This is a genomic window from Streptomyces sp. BK022, assembly GCF_004217355.1.
Taxonomy (GTDB): Bacteria; Actinomycetota; Actinomycetes; order Streptomycetales; family Streptomycetaceae; genus Streptomyces; species Streptomyces griseoluteus.
This window is the reverse complement of the sequence record NZ_SHKU01000008.1, coordinates 196,229-212,545: the sequence shown is the minus strand read 5'-3', so window position 1 is coordinate 212,545 and position 16,317 is coordinate 196,229. Positions and strand designations below refer to the sequence as shown.

Sequence of the window (16,317 nt, the reverse complement as noted above, 5' to 3'; positions counted from 1 at the left end):
TCTAACGGGGACGGGCTGGACGAATGGCCCGCGGGCGCTCAGGCCAGGTAGGCCGGGGCGCTCACGGGCAACGTAAATCGGAACCGCGCGCCGCCGCCGGGGGCGCGGCCGACCGTGATGGTGCCGCCGTGGGCCTCGACGATGCCCTTGACGATGTAGAGCCCGAGGCCGGTGCCGCCGCGCTTGCTGCCCCGCCAGAAGCGGGTGAAGACGCGGTTCATGGACTCCTCCGGGATGCCGGGCCCCTCGTCGCTCACCGTGACCGACGTGGCCGTCTCCTCGCCCTCGCGCGGTGACGGGGCGGGTGTGACGTCGATTGTGACGGTTCCGGCGCCGTGGCGCACCGCGTTTTCCAGCAGGTTGCTGAGCACCTGGTCGACCTTGTCGGGGTCGGCCCACAGGGCGGGCAGCGGATGCTCGACCCGGAGCAGGAAGCGGTCGGCGGGCTGGCCGGCGGCGACATGGGCCTGGATGTGCCGGCCGACGGCGGCCGCGATGTCGACGGGCTGGCGGCGCACCTCCAGCCGGCCGCTGTCGATGCGGGAGATGTCGAGGAGTTCGGCGATGAGCCGGGTGACCCGGTCGGCGTCGGCGTCGACGGTCTCCAGCATCAGCCGCTTCTGCTCGTCGGTGAACCGCTCCCACTTGGCCAGCAGGGTGGCGGTGAAGCCCTTGACGGAGGTCAGCGGGGAACGCAGCTCGTGCGCGACGGTGGCGATCAGCTCGGCGTGGCTGCGCTCGGTGCGGCGCCGGGCGTCGGTGTCCCGGAGGGTGACGACCAGGCGGCGCAGCGGGCCGAGGGGCTCGTCGCGTACATAGCGGGCGGCGACCAGCACCTCGCGGCCGCCGGGCAGCAGCAGGTTCCGCTCGGGCTGGCGGACCCGGATGGCGAGGCCGCCGTAGGGGTCGGTGAGCTGCCACCAGCGGCGGCCTTCGAGGTCCTCCAGCGGCAGCGCCTTCTCCAGCGGCCGGCCGAGGGCGTCGGCGGGGCTGACGGCGGTGATCCGGGCGGCGGCGGCGTTGAACCGTACGACCCGGCCGTGCTCGTCGGCGACGACGAGCCCGTCGGGGAGCTGGTCGGGGTCGATCGCGTCGGCGGGAAACGCGCGCACGTCCCGCCCGTCCGGCGCCGCACTCGTGCCGACCACACTCATCCCCGTACCCCACCTCTCCGCCTGCGCAGGGCCCCCGAGTGGGTCACCCTACTCGCTCCGGGTGACGGAACGGCAGCCTCCGGGAGCGCGCTGGGCGCGCGCCGACGCGTAGAGGCATACGGCCGCGGCGGTCGCCAGGTTCAGGCTCTCGGCCTTGCCGTGGATGGGGACGCTGACGACGGCGTCGGCGAGCGCGCGGGTCTCCTCGGGCAGTCCCCACGCCTCGTTGCCGAACACCCAGGCGGTGGGGTCGCCCATGGCGCCCTTGTCCAGCTCCTCGTCGAGGTCCCGGTCCCCGGCGCCGTCGGCGGCGAGGATGCGCACCCCGGCGTCCTTGAGCCCCCGCACGGCCTGTTCCACGGGGACGCCCATGGCGACGGGCAGGTGGAAGAGGGAGCCGACGGAGGCGCGTACGGCCTTGGGGTTGTACAGGTCCACGGAGGCGTCGGTGAGGATCACCGCGTCGGCGCCGGCGGCATCCGCGCAGCGCAGCACCGTACCCGCGTTGCCGGGGTCGCGGACGTGGGCGAGGACGGCGACCAGCTTGGGACGGGCGGCGAGGATGTCCTCGAACGGGGTGTCCAGGAACCGGCAGACGCCGACGACGCCCTGCGGGGTGACGGTGGTGGAGATGTCGGCGATGACGTCCTCGTCGGCGAGGTGCACCCGCGCCCCCGCGGCACGTGCCTCGGCGACGATGTCGGCGTACCGGTCCGCGGCCTCGACGGTCGCGAACAGCTCCACCAGCGCGGACTCCCCGTCCACCCGGTGCCCGGCGGCCTCCCGCACGGCCTGCGGCCCCTCCGCGAGGAACAGCCGCTCCTTGCCCCGGAAATTCCGCCTCCCCAGCCGGCGCGCGGCACTCACCCGCGCGGAGCGGGGAGAGATCAACTCAGGGTTGCCGGAGCCCATGTTCCTCATCACCTTCAACCGAAATCCAACAGCAAGCGGTGTCGTTCAGGGGCGCGGGGAACTGCGCGACCAGCCACGACGGCGCCGCACCCGACAACACCCACCGCCCGCCCGCCCCAACAACAGGACCCGCAAGCAAAAGAGCCTGCGGGTCCTGAAGACAACCGGCTCAAGGCCAGCGCAGCGTCACGCGGCCTTGGGCGCGTTCACGTCCGCCGGGAGCGCCTTCTGGGCGACCTCGACGAGCGCCGCGAACGCGGTGCCGTCGTTGACGGCCAGCTCGGCCAGGATCTTGCGGTCGACCTCGATGTTCGCGGCCTTCAGACCCTGGATGAAGCGGTTGTAGGTGATGCCGTTGGCGCGGGCAGCGGCGTTGATCCGCTGGATCCACAGCTGACGGAAGTCACCCTTGCGCTTCTTGCGGTCGTTGTAGTTGTAGACCAGCGAGTGGGTGACCTGCTCCTTGGCCTTGCGGTACAGGCGCGAGCGCTGACCACGGTAGCCGGAGGCCTGCTCGAGGATCGCCCGGCGCTTCTTGTGGGCGTTGACTGCCCGCTTGACGCGTGCCACTTTTAACTCCTTGTAGCGGGGCCGGTGAGTGGACTCGGACTCACACGACCCGAAAACGATTGGGTCCCGGTGTCGACGTAGGGCGCGCTGAAGGCGCCGCTACGTCACTTGCCGAGAAGCTTCTTGATCTTCGCGGCGTCGCCCGGAGCCATCTCGGCGGTGCCGGTGAGGCGGCGCGTCACGCGGGACGACTTGTGCTCGAGCAGGTGGCGCTTGCCGGCGCGCTCACGGAGCACCTTGCCGGAGCCGGTGACCTTGAAGCGCTTGCTGGCACCGCTGTGCGACTTGTTCTTCGGCATAGCGCCGTTATCTCCTCGTCGGTGGCGCTCCGGTGCCCGGTCGTGAAACCGGGCACGGTGGAGCGTCGCTCTTCTATCGGTTGGTTCCGTCGGGACCTTTCGGTCCCTCGGGATCACGCCTCGGCGGGAGCCTCGGCAGGGGCCTCGACGTCCGCGTTCTCGGCGGTCTCGACGTCCACGTCCTCGGAGTCCGCGGCGTTCTGCGAGCGGCCGGGGTTGGCCTTCGCGTCGGCCTTGCGGGCCTCCTGCGCCTGGCGGGCCTCGGCCATCGCCTCGGTCTTCTTCTTGTGCGGACCGAGAACCATGATCATGTTTCGGCCGTCCTGCTTCGGGTTCGACTCGACGAACCCGAGGTCCTGGACGTCCTCCGCGAGGCGCTGCAGCAGTCGGTAGCCCAGCTCGGGGCGGGACTGCTCACGGCCACGGAACATGATCGTGATCTTGACCTTGTCGCCCTGCTTGAGGAACCGGACGACGTGACCCTTCTTGGTGTCGTAGTCGTGCGGGTCGATCTTCGGCCGGAGCTTCATCTCCTTGATGACCGTGTGCGCCTGGTTCTTGCGCGCCTCACGGGCCTTCATGGCCGACTCGTACTTGAACTTCCCGTAGTCCATGAGCTTGCACACGGGCGGACGGGCGTTCGCCGCGACCTCGACCAGGTCCAGGTCGTACTCCTGCGCAAGCTCCAGTGCCTTGGCCAGGGGGACGATGCCCACCTGCTCGCCACTGGGACCGACAAGTCGCACCTCGGGAACGCGAATCCGGTCGTTGATGCGGGGCTCGGCGCTGATGGATCCTCCTCGGTAGCACCACGCGACGGTCTGGCGGACAGCCGCGTAACGTCTGTATCAGTAAGACCTAACCGCGCCGAAGCACAAAAAATGCCCCGGACGATCACATGCGGGGCTCCTCGAACTACCGGAACACCGCCGCGATGGTCGCGGGGCGCGCTCTCGGACGGGGTCCGCCGCCTGGGCGACGAATCCGTCTGACCGGTGACCCGCCGCCCGCGAGGGTGGTCGGGTGGGAGCTCGAAGCCTCCACTTGTGGCCGGAGTGCTCGCCGCGTGGGCGTACTCGTCCGGCCGGTCGTTACACCAGGTTAGCAGGAGCGGCGCGCGGCAGCCAATCTCGGGTCCTCCGGCCGTACCGGCCGGGGTCCGGTCGGGAGAGGCCGGGGGCCGGCGCCTATCGTGTGGGGTATGAGTGAGACCTCCCCTGAGACGCCCGACTTCGACGCCATGACCCGCGACATCGCCGAGGTCCCCGCCGTCGAGGTGATCGTGACGGTCGCCGTCAACCTGATGAGCGCGGCCGCCGTGAAGCTCGGGCTGAGCGAGGAGGGCGAGAAGTACAAGGACCTGGACGAGGCCCGCAAGCTGATCAGCGCCCTCGCCGGCCTGCTGGACGCGAGCACGACCGAGATCAGCTCCTTCCACGCCGCCCCGCTGCGCGACGGCCTGAAGTCGCTCCAGCTCGCCTTCCGCGAGGCGTCCCTCGTCCCGGACGAGCCGGGCCAGGGCCCCGGTGAGAAGTACACCGGGGCGGTCTACGGCTAGTCGTCAGTCACGCGTGAACAAGGGCTCGCCCGGAGGGGTGGTTCCGGCCGGCAGGAGTGCCAGGTCGAGGCCGCGCACCAGGCGGGCCCTCAGCGTTTCGTCGGCGGCCAGCCGCTCGGCGATCGCGCGGGCGGCCCGGGCGGGCGGCACGGCCGGGTCGAGGACGAGCGCCAGGGTGCCGTCGGCCTGGCCGGGGCCCAGGTGCGCGGAGCGCACGGCGGGCTCGGCGGCGACGGCCGCGCGGACGGCGGCCACCACGGCCGGGTCCGTCAGCGGGTCCACGCTGGTACGGCCCTCGGCCAGCGCGAGCAGCGCGGGCCCCGTCAGCTCGAACGGCACCGGCCCGGCGAGGTCCAGCACGACCGTGTCGGCCTTCTCGTGGGCGGCGGCCTGGAGCGCCTGGTGCAGCGGTACGGCGACCGGCCGGGCGGCGGGGTCCCAGCGGGCCAGCGACGCGGTGGAGGTGAAGGCGGGCAGCGCGGTGCGCCCGGCGGCCTTCAGCGTGGGAACGGCCATGTCACTGGTCTTCTCCCTGCGCAGCCCGTTCTCGTCCACCTCGACCTCACCGAGCACGGCGACGACCGGCACGAGCAGCCGGGCCCCCTTGAGCGCCTCCAGTACCGGCCCGAGAGCCGTCCGGTCCTCGGCCCAGGCCGCGAGCGCGGCGGTCAGCCGGGGGTCGGCGGAGCCGTCGTCGTCGGAGAACCCGGAGTCGGGAATGTTCTTGTTCACCACGCTCCCGACCCTATCGGGGGCGGTACGGGGCCGAGCCGACGGGAGGCGTCGATGCGCGCGCTGAAGGTGGCGGTGCCTGCGGGGGCCCGGTTGTCGGCGGGCGTGCTCGACCCGGGTTCCGGACGGAGCGCGGTGTACGGCGACGGCTCCTTCGACACGGCCAGCGTGGTCAAGGTCGGCATCCTCGCCGCGCTGCTGCTCGGCGCCCAGGACGCGGGCCGGGAGCTGACGGGGGCGGAGCGGGAGCGGGCCGCGCGGATGATCGGCCGCAGCGACAACGACTGCGCGACCGAGCTGTGGCACGGCATCGGCGGCGCCCCCGGCCTGGACGCGGCGCACCGGCGTCTCGGCCTCACCGCGACGGTGGGCGGCACGAACGGCTACTGGGGCCTGACCCGCACCACGGCACGGGACCAACTGACCCTGCTTCGGCATGTGTTCGCCCCCTCCCCCGTCCTCACCACGGCCTCGCGCGCCTGCCTGGCCGCCCTGATGGCCTCCGTGGTGCCCGACCAGCGATGGGGTGTCTCGGCGGTGGGCCCCGGCGCGCTGAAGAACGGCTGGTTCCCCCGCGACGCGACCGGGCGCTGGGTCGTGCACAGCGTCGGCCGGGCGTCGGGTGCCGACGGCGACCGCCTGCTGGCGGTCCTCACCGAGGGCACGTCGAGCCGGGCGGAGGGCATCGCCCTGGTGGAGTCGGCGGCGCGAGCGGCGGTACGGGCCTTCGCCGGCGATGCCTGATCAGTCCAGGGTGCCCGGTCTGCGGCCGCGCCTGATCACCACGGCCGCCGCGATCAGGAGCGCGGTGCCGGTGACGCCCGCCGCCCAGGCCGCCCAGCCTGGGCCGGAGGAGGCGGAGCCCGGGGTGTCCGGGCCCGCGCCGAAGTACTTCTTGGCGTAGGTGGCGGGGCGGAGGGTGTCCGGCTGGAGGGTCGTGGCGGCCTTGAGGGCGGCGGCCGGATCGATCATGCCGAAGCCCCGGGAGTCGTCGCGGCCGCCCGTGGGGGCGTCCCGCGCGGTGTCCTCCAGCACCTTCTTGACCTGGGCCGGGGAGAGCTTCGGGCGGTCGGCCTTGAGCAGGGCGGCCGCGCCGGAGACGAAGGCGGAGGCGGCCGAGGTGCCCCAGCCCTCGTAGTAGCGGTGGTCGGGGTCGGCGATGACGACGTCCACACCGGGCGCGCTGACGGCGGCGTACCAGCGGCGGGTGGAGAAGGAGGCGCGGGTGCCGTAGCGGTCGACCGCAGTGACGGCGATGACGCCGGGATAGGCGGCCGGGTAGGAGACGTGGTCGCCCTTGTCGCCGCCGTTGCCCGCCGAGGCGACCACCACGACACCCTTGCCGAGGGCGTACTGCACGGCCTCGTCCTCGCCGGCCTCGGGGTGCGCGGAGTCGGAGTCGTCGCCGAGGGAGAGGTTGATGACGTCGGCGCCGTGGTCGGCGGCCCAGCGGATGCCGTCCGCGAGGGCGTTGCCCCGGGTGACGCGGGCCTTGGCGCGGGCGGCGTCCTTGTCCTCCAGGATGACCCGCACGGGGAGGATCTTCGCCCGGGGCGCGACGCCCATGATCCCGGCGCCGCCGCCGGGCCCGTGCCCGTGACCGGCGATGATCCCGGCCATGGCGGTGCCGTGCCGGGCCCAGGCGCGGTCGCCGGGCCCGGCGCCGAAGCCGACCATGTCCTTGCCGGGCAGCACGTTGCCCGCGAGGTCGGGGTGGTCGTCCTCCACGCCGGTGTCGAGCACGGCGACGGTGACGCCCTGGCCCTGGGTGGTGCGCCACGCCTCGTCGAGATGGAGCGCGGACAGTCCCCACTGCTGGGCGCGGATGGAGTCGGCGTGGGCGGTGGCGGCCGGGAGCAGGGCGAGGCCGGCCGCGAGCAGCAGACTGGACGCGGTGCGGGTGCGGCGCCTCATGACGGTTTCTCCGTGGCCGGGCTGACGGTCTGGCGGAGCTTGCGCTGGACGCGGTCGGCGAGCCCCTGGGCCTCGTTGCCGAGACCGGCCTGCGCGGGTGCGGAGGTGGCGCCGGAGCGCACGGCGTCCGGGGCGGGCTCGGGGGTGTCGACGGTACGGCCGTCGGCCCAGCCGGAGACGGCGAAGGCGACGATGGGCGCGTCGGTGAGGACGCTGACCGTCCAGCTCGCCCGCTGCCTCGCGCCGAACCCTGCGGCGGGGGTGCCCTTGGCGGCGTAGGGCAGGGGCAGCAGGTCGGTGCGCCGGTCGAGGCGCTCGTTCCTGAAGCGGGCGGCGAGCCCGGCCATGGCCGCGGGGTCGGCCTTGGTGAACAGCAGCCCCACGGTGGTGACATGGGTCCGGGTGGCGTCGGTGTAGGTGGCGCGCAGCAGGCGGGCGCAGCCCACGGGGGCGAGGGCGCGCGCCAGCAGCGGGTCGAAGGCTCCTTCGCAGCCGGTGTCGGGGGCGACCGCGATCCGGGTCCAGCTGCGGTCGGCTCCGCCGGGTCCGGCGCCGGTGCCCCGCACGGTGGGCGGGAAGAGCTGGTCGACGGGCACGTTGTGCCAGAGCGATCCGGCGGCGGCGAAGCCGCTGTCCGCGGTGCGGTCGCCGTCCTCGCCGGTGAGCCAACTCCCGGCCAGCGCACCCCCGATGAGGCCGAGCCCGAGCACGACGCAGACGGCGGCGACACCGGTGCGGCCGCGCAGCCGGGCCAGCGGGCCGGGGCCGCGCACGGGTTCCTCGTACGGCTCGGGCTGCCCGAACGCGCCGACCGGCCAGGGGGCGTTCCAGGAGAGGGACGGGTCGGGCGCGGGCGCCGGGCTCCAGGCGGGCGGGGGCGGCACCTGCGGGGCGGGCTCGGGGCCGGCCGGTACCGGCCGGGTGGGGGTCTCCGTCGGCGTCGCGGCCGGGGTGCGGGGCGGCGGGGTGTCGGGGAAGCGGGCGGAGGCCGGCGGGGGCGGCGGCGGTGTGGTGATCCGGGCCTCGGGGACGGGGGGCCGGCTCTCGCGGGGGCGTTGGAGGGGGCGGCGCGGGGCGAACACCGAGGGCTCGTCCTCGGTCGGGGCTTCCGTACCGGCGGGCGAGGGGTCGTCGGCGGGGCGCGGAGGGAACGGGGCGCGGCGCGCTTCCGTGCTCATGCACCCCCCGTTTCCTGGCGACCGGGCCGACTGCTCGTACGCGGGCCGTCCTGGTCGGCGGCCTCGGCCCGTCGGACGAGTTCCGTCCGGGCACGCATACCCGTACGGCTGTACCGGCATCCCGGTTCAGCGCTGCGGCCGGGTGTTTTCCGCCGTACGTGCGCGTCACTTTACGGGTTAGGGGCGGCCTGGACGGAACCGGCCGACGCCCTCGGGGCATCTGCCCGGAACATCCCCCTACCCTCGGGTAATCGCGTCTGGCAGGCTGCCGTCATGACTGCGCGTGCCGCCGACCGGGCCCGGTACGACCGGGCCACCGCCGCCTACGAAGCCCCGCTCGCCCTCGTGGATCTGGCCGCCTTCGACGCCAACGCGGACGACCTCGTGCGCCGGGCTGACGGGAAACCGATCCGGGTCGCCTCCAAGTCGGTCCGCTGCCGGGCCCTGCTGGAACGGGTGCTGGCGCGGGAGGGCTTCGCCGGGATCATGTCGTTCACGCTGGCCGAGTCGCTGTGGCTGGCGCGCTCGGGCTTCGACGACGTGCTGCTGGCCTACCCGTCCGCCGACCGCGCCGGGTACGCCGAGCTGGCGGCCGATCCCAAGCTGGCCGCCTCGGTCACGGTGATGGTGGACGACGTGGCCCAGCTCGACCTGATCGACGCCGCCCGCGCCGGAGGGCGGGAGGTGGTGCGGGTCTGCCTGGAGCTGGACACCTCGCTGCGGCTGTTCGGCGGCCGGGTGCGGGTGGGCGCCCGCCGCTCCCCGCTGCACTCCCCCGCCCGACTGGCCGAGCTGGCCCGGTCGGTGGCCCGGCGTCCGGGGTTCCGGCTGGTGGGGATCATGGGGTACGAGGGGCATGTGGCGGGGGTGGGTGACGCGGTGGCCGGGCGTCCGCTGCGCTCGCGGGCGGTCCGGCTGATGCAGGCGGCGGCCCGGAAGGAGCTGGCGGAGCGGCGCGCGGCCGCCGTACGGGCGGTGCGGGCGGTGGCGCCGGAGCTGGAGTTCGTCAACGGCGGCGGTACGGGCAGTGTGCAGCACACGGCGGCCGAGGACGCGGTGACGGAGATCGCGGCCGGTTCGGGGCTGTACGTGCCCCGGCTGTTCGACAACTACACGTCGTTCACGGGCCGTCCGGCCGCCCTGTTCGCGCTTCCCGTGGTCCGGCGTCCCGGTGTGGGCGCGGTGACGGTGCTGGGCGGCGGCTATCCGGCGTCGGGCGCGGCGGGCCGGGACCGGCTGCCGGTTCCGTATCTGCCTCAGGGGCTGCGCTTCGACCCGCAGGAGGGCGCCGGGGAGGTGCAGACCCCGCTGCTGGGCTCGCCCGCCGACGATCTGCTGATCGGCGACAAGGTGTGGTTCCGGCACGCCAAGGCGGGCGAGCTGTGCGAGCGGTTCGACGTGCTGCACCTGGTGGAGGGGGACACGGTCACCGCGACCGTGCCCACCTACCGGGGCGAGGGGCACACGTTCCTCTGACGGTCCCTCAGTACACCGTGTCCGCCTGGTCCGGCACCACGGAGCCGTCCGGGCGGAGCACGGGGACCCGGCCGCCGTCGGGGGCGTTGTAGGCGGTGGTGGAGCAGGGGTACGGGTCGGTCCTGCGGGGCAGCGGCTCGATGAACATCGGGTTGACCACCCAGCGGCCGTCCGCGTCGTCGTAGGCCCGGCACATCAGCTCGGCCTTGTTCCGGTTGAGGACCAGGTGGGCGCCGGTGGCGTCGGAGACGAAGGTGACGTCGGTGTCCGCGTCGCCGCCGCCGAGGGCGATCCGCTTCCTCCACGGCTGCTTCTGCCAGGCGGCGGGCCCGTGGATGCCGTAGATGTCCTGGTTGATCCAGCACCGCTTGCCGTCGATGTACGGGATGACGTCACCCTTGTTCACCCCGGTCCCCCCGCAGCCCTCGTTGCGGGTGGTGATGCGGCCTCGGTGGTCGAGGACGGAGCGGATGGCGATGGTGTGCGCGGCGTCGACGCCGACCCCGCGCGACCAGACCTCGGTGACCGGTTCGGAGCCGGCCGAGACGATGTACACCCGGAACCCGGCCCGCTGGAGGGTGCGGATGAGGTCGCGCTGCTGGTCGTAGTAGCGGACGTAGGCCGGGACGGTGTGGGTGCCCAGGGTGCGGGTGGCGCCGACCGGCGCGGCCAGCGCCTCGGTGCGGGCGGCGGCCGCGTACGAGGAGAGCTGGGCCGGGGTGCGGCCCGCGAAGAGCTGGGGCACCCAGGCGTACTGCGGGACGGTGCGCCGGTGGTTCCAGGTGCCGGCGAAGGCGGCGGCGCCGCTCATCGTGGTGCCCTTCTCCCGGATCTCCACGATCTCGTCGGTGCACCCGGGCCGGTCGGAGGTGCGCAGGGAGACGCCCGCGCCGGTGCCGCAGGCGGCGGTGAGCGCCCGGTCCCCGGCCTCGGTCATCCAGGCGCTGGTGTCCTTCCAGCGGGCGGGGCGGGGCAGCGCGTCGTGGCGCAGGGCCCAGGAGAGGGTGGCGTCGGTGACGTCGTTCTTGGTGACCGTGTTGTCCCAGTCGAACGCGGCGACCGCGCCCCGGTGTCCGGAACAGGTGCCGCGGGCGTCGATGACCTGTTGCAGGTGGGCGCGGTTGCTGCCGTACCAACTGGTACTCAGCTCAGGGCACTTGGTGTCGGCGGCCACTGCGGTGGGGGCGAGGGCGGGGGCGGCCGCGAGGGCGGCGGCCGCGGCGAGGGACCAGGCGAGTAGCTGTCGCATGGGAAGGGGACCGTACACCTTTCGTGGGGAGGGGGCCGGGTACGCGCCCGACTAGAGCGGGGTGACGTACGCGCCGGAGATGCCGCCGTCCACCAGGAAGTCGGTGGCGTTGACGAAGGAGGCGTCGTCGCTGGCGAGGAAGGCGACGGCGGCGGCGATCTCGTCGGCCCGCGCGAACCGGCCGAGCGGGATGTGCACCAGCCGGCGGGCGGCCCGCTCGGGGTCGGTGGCGAACAGCTCCTGGAGCAGCGGGGTGTCGACCGGGCCGGGGCACAGGGCGTTGACCCGGATGCCCTCGCGGGCGAACTGCACCCCGAGTTCACGGGACATGGCGAGCACCCCGCCCTTGGAGGCGGTGTAGGAGATCTGCGAGGTGGCCGCGCCCATCCGGGCCACGAAGGACGCGGTGTTGATGATGGAGCCGCGGCCCTGGCGGCGCATGTAGGGCAGCGCGGCCTTGCAGCACAGGTAGACGGAGGTCAGGTTGACCTCCTGCACCCGCTTCCACGCCTCCAGCCCGGTGTCGAGGATGGAGTCGTCGTCGGGCGGGGAGATACCGGCGTTGTTGAAGGCGATGTCGACGCTGCCGTAGGTGTCGTGGGCGGCCTGGAACAGCGCCTCGACCTGCGCGGGGTCGGTGACGTCGGTCTTCACGAACAGTCCGCCCACCCCGTCGGCGGCGGCCTTGCCGGCGGCCTCGTCGATGTCGGCGCAGACCACGTGGGCGCCCTCGGCGGCGAGTCTGCGGACGGTGGCCAGGCCGATGCCGCTGCCGGCTCCGGTGACGACGGCGGTGCGGCCGACCAGGCGGCGGCAGACGGGAGCTTCGGTCTCGGTCACTTAGGCGGGCCCCTCCGTGCTGAGGAAGACGTTCTTGGTCTCGGTGAAGGCGGTCAGGGCGTCCGGGCCGAGTTCGCGGCCGAGTCCGGACTGCTTGAAGCCGCCGAACGGGGTCCAGTAGCGGACGCTGGAGTGCGAGTTGACGGACAGGTTGCCCGCGCGGACGGCCCCGGAGACGCGCAGGGCGCGGCCGAGGTCACGGGTCCAGATGGAGCCGGAGAGCCCGTAGGGGGTGTCGTTGGCGAGCCGGACCGCGTCCCGCTCGTCGTCGAAGGGCAGCAGGACGGCCACGGGGCCGAAGATCTCCTCGCGGGCGGCCGGGCTGTCGGGGGCCGCTCCGGTGAGCACGGTCGGCGGGAACCAGTGCCCGGGGCCGTCCGGCGCGGTGCCGCGCAGGGCGGGGGCGCCGTCGGGGACGTAGGAGCGGACGCGGTCGAGCTGGGCGCGGGAGATCAGCGGGCCCATCTGCGTCTTCTCGTCGGCGGGGTCGCCGACGACCACGGCGGTGAGGGCGTCCGCGAGGAAGGCGCGGGCCTCGTCGTAGACCTCGCGCTGGACCAGGACGCGGGTGCGGGCGCAGCAGTCCTGGCCGGCGTTGTCGAGGAAGGAGAAGGGGTCGAGGGCGGCCTTCAGGTCGGCGTCGGTGAAGACGATGTTGGGGCTCTTGCCGCCGAGTTCGAGGGTGACCGGCTTGAGCAGGCGGGCGCAGCGCTCCGCGACCTCGTGTCCGGTGCGGGTGGAGCCGGTGAACACGATCTTGGCGATGCCGGGGTGGTCGACCAGGGCGCGTCCGGCGGTGTGGCCGTGTCCCGGCAGCACCTGGAAGAGGTGCTCGGGCAGGCCCGCCTCCAGGGCGAGTTCGGCGAGGCGGAGCGCGGTGAGGGGGGTGGTCTCGGCGGGCTTGAGGACGACGGCGTTGCCCGCGGCGAGCGCCGGGAAGGAGCCCCAGGCGGCGATGGGCATCGGGAAGTTCCAGGGGGCGATGACGCCGACCACGCCGAGGGGTTCGTGGAAGGTGACGTTCCAGCCGCCGGGCACCGGGATCTGGCGGCCGGTCAGCCGTTCGGCGCCGCCCGCCGCGTAGAGCAGCAGATCACGGGCGTTGCCGGCCTCCCAGCGGGCGTTGCCGAGGGTGTGGCCGGCCTCGCGGACCTCCAGCAGGGCGAGTTCCTCGGTGTGCGCGTCGACGGTGTCGGCGAAGCGGCGCAGCAGCCGGGCGCGGTCGGCGGGGGCGAGGGCGGCCCAGGCGCGCTGGACGGGGACGGCGCGGGCGACGGCGGCGGCCACGTCTTCGGCGCTCGCGGCGGGGACGGTGGCGAGGGTCTCCTCGGTGGCGGGGTTGACCACGTGGAGTTCGTGCGGGTCCGTCAAGGAGGTGTCACCTTTCACGGGCGTTCACGGGTTCACGGGCGTCGGCGAGTTCACGGGTGTTCGCGGGTTCACGGGTGTTCGCGGGTTCAGGGGTGTTCACAGGCGACGGCCTGTTCACAGGCGTTCGAAGGAGCGGCGCAGTTCCCAGTCGGTGACGGCGGCGTCGAAGGCGGCCAGCTCGACGCGGGCCATGTTGGCGTAGTGGGCGACGACGTCCTCGCCGAACGCGGCCTTCGCGATCGGGCTGGTCTCCCAGAGCTGGGCGGCCTCCCGCAGAGTGGTGGGCACGTGCGCGTAATCGGCCGTGTACGCGTTGCCCGCGCAGGGCTCGGGCAGTTCGAGCCGCTGCTCGACCCCGTACAGCCCGGCGGCGACGAGTCCGGCGACGGCGAGGTACGGGTTGACGTCGCCGCCGGGCAGCCGGTTCTCGAAGCGCAGCGAGGGGCCGTGGCCGACCACGCGCAGGGCGCAGGTGCGGTTGTCGTGGCCCCAGGCGACGGCGGTGGGCGCGAAGGAGCCGGGCTGGAACCGCTTGTAGGAGTTGATGTTGGGCGCGTACAGCAGCGAGAAGTCGCGCAGCGCGGCGAGCTGTCCCGCCAGGAAGTACCGCATCACCTCGGACATGCCGTCGTCCCCGGCCATGACGCTGCGGCCGTCCTCGTCGGCGAGCGAGAGGTGGATGTGGCAGGAGTTGCCCTCCTTCTCGTTGAACTTCGCCATGAAGGTGAGCGCCATCCCCTCCTGGCTGGCGATCTCCTTGGCGCCCGTCTTGTACACCGCGTGCTGGTCGCAGGTGCGCAGGGCCTCGGTGTAGCGGAAGGCGATCTCGTGCTGGCCGGGGTTGCACTCCCCCTTGGCCGACTCGACGGTGAGCCCCGCGCCCGCCATCTCGTTCCGCAGCCGGCGCAGCAGGGGCTCCACGCGCCCGGTGCCGAGGATGGAGTAGTCGATGTTGTACTGGTTGGCCGGGGTCAGCCCCCGGTACCCGGTGTCCCAGGCGTGCTCGTAGCTGTCCCGGAAGACGATGAACTCCAGCTCGGTACCGGCCTGGGCGGTGTATCCCAGTCCGGCGAGCCGCTCCAGCTGGCGGCGCAGGATCTGGCGCGGGGCCGCGGTGACCGGGGCGCCGTCCTCCCAGGCGAGGTCGGCCATGAGCAGCGCGCTGCCGGGGTGCCAGGGCAGCCGGCGCAGCGTGGCCGGGTCGGGGCGCATGGCGAAGTCGCCGTAGCCCCGGTCCCAGGACGACATCTCGTAGCCGTCGACGGTGTTCATCTCGGTGTCGACCGCGAGGAGGTAGTTGCAGCCCTCGGTGCCGTGGTCGAGCACCTCGTCGAGGAAGAAGCGGGCGGCGAACCGCTTGCCCTGGAGCCGTCCCTGCATGTCGGGGAAGGCCAGGACGACGGTGTCGATCTCACCGCCGGCGACCAGCGCCCGCAGTTCCTCGATACTCAGCGGGGGTGTGCGGTCTGCCACGGGAGAGCCTCCTTTGGCCGTGCTGCGCGCGGTCCGGCGGGGAGCCATAAGGTATGGCGGGGAACCATTGCTTGGGAAGGGGGCGCGACCGGATGGCCGGGAATGCGGGGGCGCGGGAGCCGGGAGCGGGCAGCGACCGGCTGGGCGCGGTGCTGCGCCCGGTGCGGGCGGGCAACGGCTTCGAGGAGGCGCTGGAGCAGATCCTCCAGGTGGTCCGGCTCGGTCTCGTCCGCGACGGTGAACGGCTGCCCGCCGAGCGGGAGTTGGCGGAGCGGCTGGGCATCAGCCGGGTGACGCTGCGCGAGGTGCTGCGGGTGCTGCACGACCAGGGTCTGGTGGAGTCGCGGCGCGGGCGGTACGGCGGCACGTTCGTGCTGCGCCGCGCGGACGGGGCCGGCGAGGGCGAACTGCGGCGGCGCACGGCGGAGGTCGACATCGAGGACGTACTGCGCTTCCGCGAGGTGCTGGAGGTGGGCGCGGCCGGGCTGTGCGCGGCGCACGGACTGTCCAGGGAGGGCGTCGTGCGGCTGCGGCGGGCGCTGGACCACACGCGGGACGCGCCGCTCGCGGACTACCGGCGCCGGGACACCTTGCTGCATCTGACGCTGGCCGGGCTGTGCGGCTCGCCGTCGCTGGCGGCGCAGTACGCGGCGGTCCGGGCGGGCGTCAACGACCTGCTGGACTGCATCCCGCTGCTGGTGAGGAACCTGGAGCACTCCCAGCGGCAGCACACCGCGCTGGTGGACGCGGTGCTGGAGAGGGACGCGGACGCGGCGCGGGAGATAGCCCGGGAGCACTGCGCGGGCACGGCGGCGCTCCTGCGGGGCTTCCTGGCCTGACCCCGGCTCTGCAAAGGTATGGGTGAGCACCTTTGGAGGGCACATGGGCGGACGGCCGCTGATCGGTGTGAGTACGTATCTGGAGGCGGGCGCCCGCTGGGGTGTCTGGGAACTGGAGGCGGCCCTCCTGCCCGCCGCCTACCCCCGTCTGGTGAGCCGTTCCGGCGGCCTGTCCGCCCTGCTGCCCCCGGACGACCCGGCGCTGGCCCCGGAGGTGGTGGCCCGACTGGACGGCGTGGTCGTCGCGGGCGGCCCCGACGTCGACCCCGCCCGCTACGGCGCCGAACGCTCCCCCCGCTGCGGTCCGCCCGCCCCGGAGCGCGACGCCTGGGAACTGGCCCTCATCGAGGCCGCGTTGGCCGCCCACGTCCCCTTCCTCGGCATCTGCCGGGGCATGCAGCTCCTCAACGTCGTCCTGGGCGGCACCCTCGTCCAGCATCTCGACGGCCACGCGGAGGCGGTCGGCGTCTTCGGGGCCCACCCGGTCCAGCCGGTGCCGGGCACCCTCTTCGCCTCCATCCAGCCCGAAGCCACCAGCGTCCCCACCTACCACCACCAGGCCATCGAGCACCTCGCCACCGCCCTCACCCCCTCCGCCCACGCGGCCGACGGCACGGTCGAGGCCGTCGAACTCCCCTCCGCCGCGGGCTGGGCGCTGGGCGTCCAGTGGCACCCGGAGATGGGCACGGACGACCGGGTGATGCGCGCGCTGGTCGCCGCGGCGGGCGGAACCGGGTCCTAGGGGGCGTCTC

Annotated in this window: 17 protein-coding genes; 5 read left to right on the top strand and 12 right to left on the bottom strand. The window is 73.7% G+C overall.

The annotated features are described in order from the left end of the window. Positions 1–38: 38 nt before the first annotated feature. The 5 genes from EV284_RS29995 to infC form a co-directional block, all read right to left on the bottom strand. Entirely contained in the window at positions 39–1,154 is a 1,116-nt protein-coding gene (locus EV284_RS29995; RefSeq protein ID WP_130339706.1) for an ATP-binding protein, read from the bottom strand. Positions 1,155–1,202: 48 nt separating this feature from the next. Beyond that, the gene (locus EV284_RS29990) at positions 1,203–2,066 is read right to left on the bottom strand and encodes an RNA methyltransferase (RefSeq protein ID WP_130339704.1); all 864 of its coding nucleotides are present in this window, start codon (positions 2,064–2,066) and stop codon (positions 1,203–1,205) included. A gap of 186 nt (positions 2,067–2,252) precedes the next feature. Beyond that, positions 2,253–2,636, bottom strand: coding sequence for a 50S ribosomal protein L20 (gene rplT / locus EV284_RS29985; protein ID WP_030812835.1), 384 nt, complete (start codon positions 2,634–2,636; stop codon positions 2,253–2,255). Between the two features lie 104 nt (positions 2,637–2,740). Beyond that, the gene (gene rpmI / locus EV284_RS29980; RefSeq protein ID WP_018549118.1) at positions 2,741–2,935 is read right to left on the bottom strand and encodes a 50S ribosomal protein L35; all 195 of its coding nucleotides are present in this window, start codon (positions 2,933–2,935) and stop codon (positions 2,741–2,743) included. A gap of 113 nt (positions 2,936–3,048) precedes the next feature. Then, positions 3,049–3,726: a translation initiation factor IF-3 gene (gene infC, locus EV284_RS29975; RefSeq protein WP_130339702.1), complete on the bottom strand. Its 678-nt coding sequence runs from the start codon at positions 3,724–3,726 to the stop codon at positions 3,049–3,051. 410 nt (positions 3,727–4,136) lie between these two features. Here infC and EV284_RS29970 point away from each other — a divergent pair, with 410 nt between their 5' ends. Then, a complete protein-coding gene (locus EV284_RS29970) occupies positions 4,137–4,493 on the top strand; it encodes a DUF1844 domain-containing protein (protein ID WP_030812829.1) in 357 nt (118 codons plus the stop codon). Positions 4,494–4,496: 3 nt separating this feature from the next. Here the strand turns inward: EV284_RS29970 and EV284_RS29965 are convergent, their stop codons facing one another. Continuing rightward, the gene (locus EV284_RS29965) at positions 4,497–5,228 is read right to left on the bottom strand and encodes an SseB family protein (RefSeq protein WP_130339700.1); all 732 of its coding nucleotides are present in this window, start codon (positions 5,226–5,228) and stop codon (positions 4,497–4,499) included. A 51-nt stretch (positions 5,229–5,279) separates the two neighbouring features. Here EV284_RS29965 and EV284_RS29960 point away from each other — a divergent pair, with 51 nt between their 5' ends. After that, on the top strand, positions 5,280–5,969 hold the full coding sequence (locus tag EV284_RS29960) for a serine hydrolase (RefSeq protein WP_130339698.1): 690 nt from the start codon (positions 5,280–5,282) through the stop codon (positions 5,967–5,969). On the opposite strand, the gene mycP is transcribed toward EV284_RS29960, so the two are convergent. Both mycP and EV284_RS33470 read right to left on the bottom strand, forming a co-directional pair. After that, positions 5,970–7,139 (bottom strand): type VII secretion-associated serine protease mycosin, encoded by a 1,170-nt coding sequence (gene mycP / locus EV284_RS29955; RefSeq protein WP_130339696.1) that lies wholly within the window; start codon positions 7,137–7,139, stop codon positions 5,970–5,972. Further along, positions 7,136–8,317: a hypothetical protein gene (locus tag EV284_RS33470; RefSeq protein ID WP_242625867.1), complete on the bottom strand. Its 1,182-nt coding sequence runs from the start codon at positions 8,315–8,317 to the stop codon at positions 7,136–7,138. Before EV284_RS33470 ends, mycP begins: the two co-directional genes overlap by 4 nt. 273 nt (positions 8,318–8,590) lie before the next feature. Between EV284_RS33470 and EV284_RS29945 the strand changes: the two genes are divergently transcribed. Next, positions 8,591–9,793, top strand: coding sequence for an amino acid deaminase/aldolase (locus tag EV284_RS29945; protein ID WP_130339694.1), 1,203 nt, complete (start codon positions 8,591–8,593; stop codon positions 9,791–9,793). A 7-nt stretch (positions 9,794–9,800) separates the two neighbouring features. On the opposite strand, the gene EV284_RS29940 is transcribed toward EV284_RS29945, so the two are convergent. The 4 genes from EV284_RS29940 to EV284_RS29925 all read right to left on the bottom strand — a co-directional run bounded on the left by EV284_RS29940 (position 9,801) and on the right by EV284_RS29925 (position 14,726). Further along, positions 9,801–11,042 (bottom strand): haloacid dehalogenase-like hydrolase, encoded by a 1,242-nt coding sequence (locus EV284_RS29940; RefSeq protein ID WP_130339692.1) that lies wholly within the window; start codon positions 11,040–11,042, stop codon positions 9,801–9,803. 51 nt (positions 11,043–11,093) lie between these two features. Further along, complete coding sequence (locus tag EV284_RS29935; protein ID WP_130339690.1) at positions 11,094–11,882, bottom strand: 3-oxoacyl-ACP reductase; 789 nt, start codon at positions 11,880–11,882, stop codon at positions 11,094–11,096. Beyond that, on the bottom strand, positions 11,883–13,253 hold the full coding sequence (locus EV284_RS29930; RefSeq protein WP_130339688.1) for an aldehyde dehydrogenase family protein: 1,371 nt from the start codon (positions 13,251–13,253) through the stop codon (positions 11,883–11,885). Positions 13,254–13,367: 114 nt separating this feature from the next. Next, the gene (locus tag EV284_RS29925; RefSeq protein ID WP_130339686.1) at positions 13,368–14,726 is read right to left on the bottom strand and encodes a glutamine synthetase family protein; all 1,359 of its coding nucleotides are present in this window, start codon (positions 14,724–14,726) and stop codon (positions 13,368–13,370) included. A gap of 92 nt (positions 14,727–14,818) precedes the next feature. On the opposite strand from EV284_RS29925, the gene EV284_RS29920 reads away from it, so the two are divergent. Together EV284_RS29920 and EV284_RS29915 are read left to right on the top strand one after the other, a co-directional pair. Continuing rightward, positions 14,819–15,565, top strand: coding sequence for an FCD domain-containing protein (locus EV284_RS29920; protein WP_130339684.1), 747 nt, complete (start codon positions 14,819–14,821; stop codon positions 15,563–15,565). 43 nt (positions 15,566–15,608) lie between these two features. Further along, positions 15,609–16,307, top strand: coding sequence for a gamma-glutamyl-gamma-aminobutyrate hydrolase family protein (locus EV284_RS29915; RefSeq protein ID WP_130340055.1), 699 nt, complete (start codon positions 15,609–15,611; stop codon positions 16,305–16,307). Positions 16,308–16,317: the final 10 nt, after the last annotated feature.

Excerpts from the sequence above, each read along its gene's own strand:
- EV284_RS29995 (WP_130339706.1), bottom strand. The coding sequence starts at position 1,154 with ATGAGTGTGGTCGGCACGAGTGCGGCGCCGGACGGGCGGGACGTGCGC.
- EV284_RS29990 (WP_130339704.1), bottom strand. The coding sequence starts at position 2,066 with ATGGGCTCCGGCAACCCTGAGTTGATCTCTCCCCGCTCCGCGCGGGTG.
- rpmI (WP_018549118.1), bottom strand. The coding sequence starts at position 2,935 with ATGCCGAAGAACAAGTCGCACAGCGGTGCCAGCAAGCGCTTCAAGGTC.
- EV284_RS29970 (WP_030812829.1), top strand. The coding sequence starts at position 4,137 with ATGAGTGAGACCTCCCCTGAGACGCCCGACTTCGACGCCATGACCCGC.
- EV284_RS29960 (WP_130339698.1), top strand. The coding sequence starts at position 5,280 with ATGCGCGCGCTGAAGGTGGCGGTGCCTGCGGGGGCCCGGTTGTCGGCG.
- mycP (WP_130339696.1), bottom strand. The coding sequence starts at position 7,139 with ATGAGGCGCCGCACCCGCACCGCGTCCAGTCTGCTGCTCGCGGCCGGC.
- EV284_RS33470 (WP_242625867.1), bottom strand. The coding sequence starts at position 8,317 with ATGAGCACGGAAGCGCGCCGCGCCCCGTTCCCTCCGCGCCCCGCCGAC.
- EV284_RS29945 (WP_130339694.1), top strand. The coding sequence starts at position 8,591 with ATGACTGCGCGTGCCGCCGACCGGGCCCGGTACGACCGGGCCACCGCC.
- EV284_RS29940 (WP_130339692.1), bottom strand. The coding sequence starts at position 11,042 with ATGCGACAGCTACTCGCCTGGTCCCTCGCCGCGGCCGCCGCCCTCGCG.
- EV284_RS29920 (WP_130339684.1), top strand. The coding sequence starts at position 14,819 with ATGGCCGGGAATGCGGGGGCGCGGGAGCCGGGAGCGGGCAGCGACCGG.
- EV284_RS29915 (WP_130340055.1), top strand. The coding sequence starts at position 15,609 with ATGGGCGGACGGCCGCTGATCGGTGTGAGTACGTATCTGGAGGCGGGC.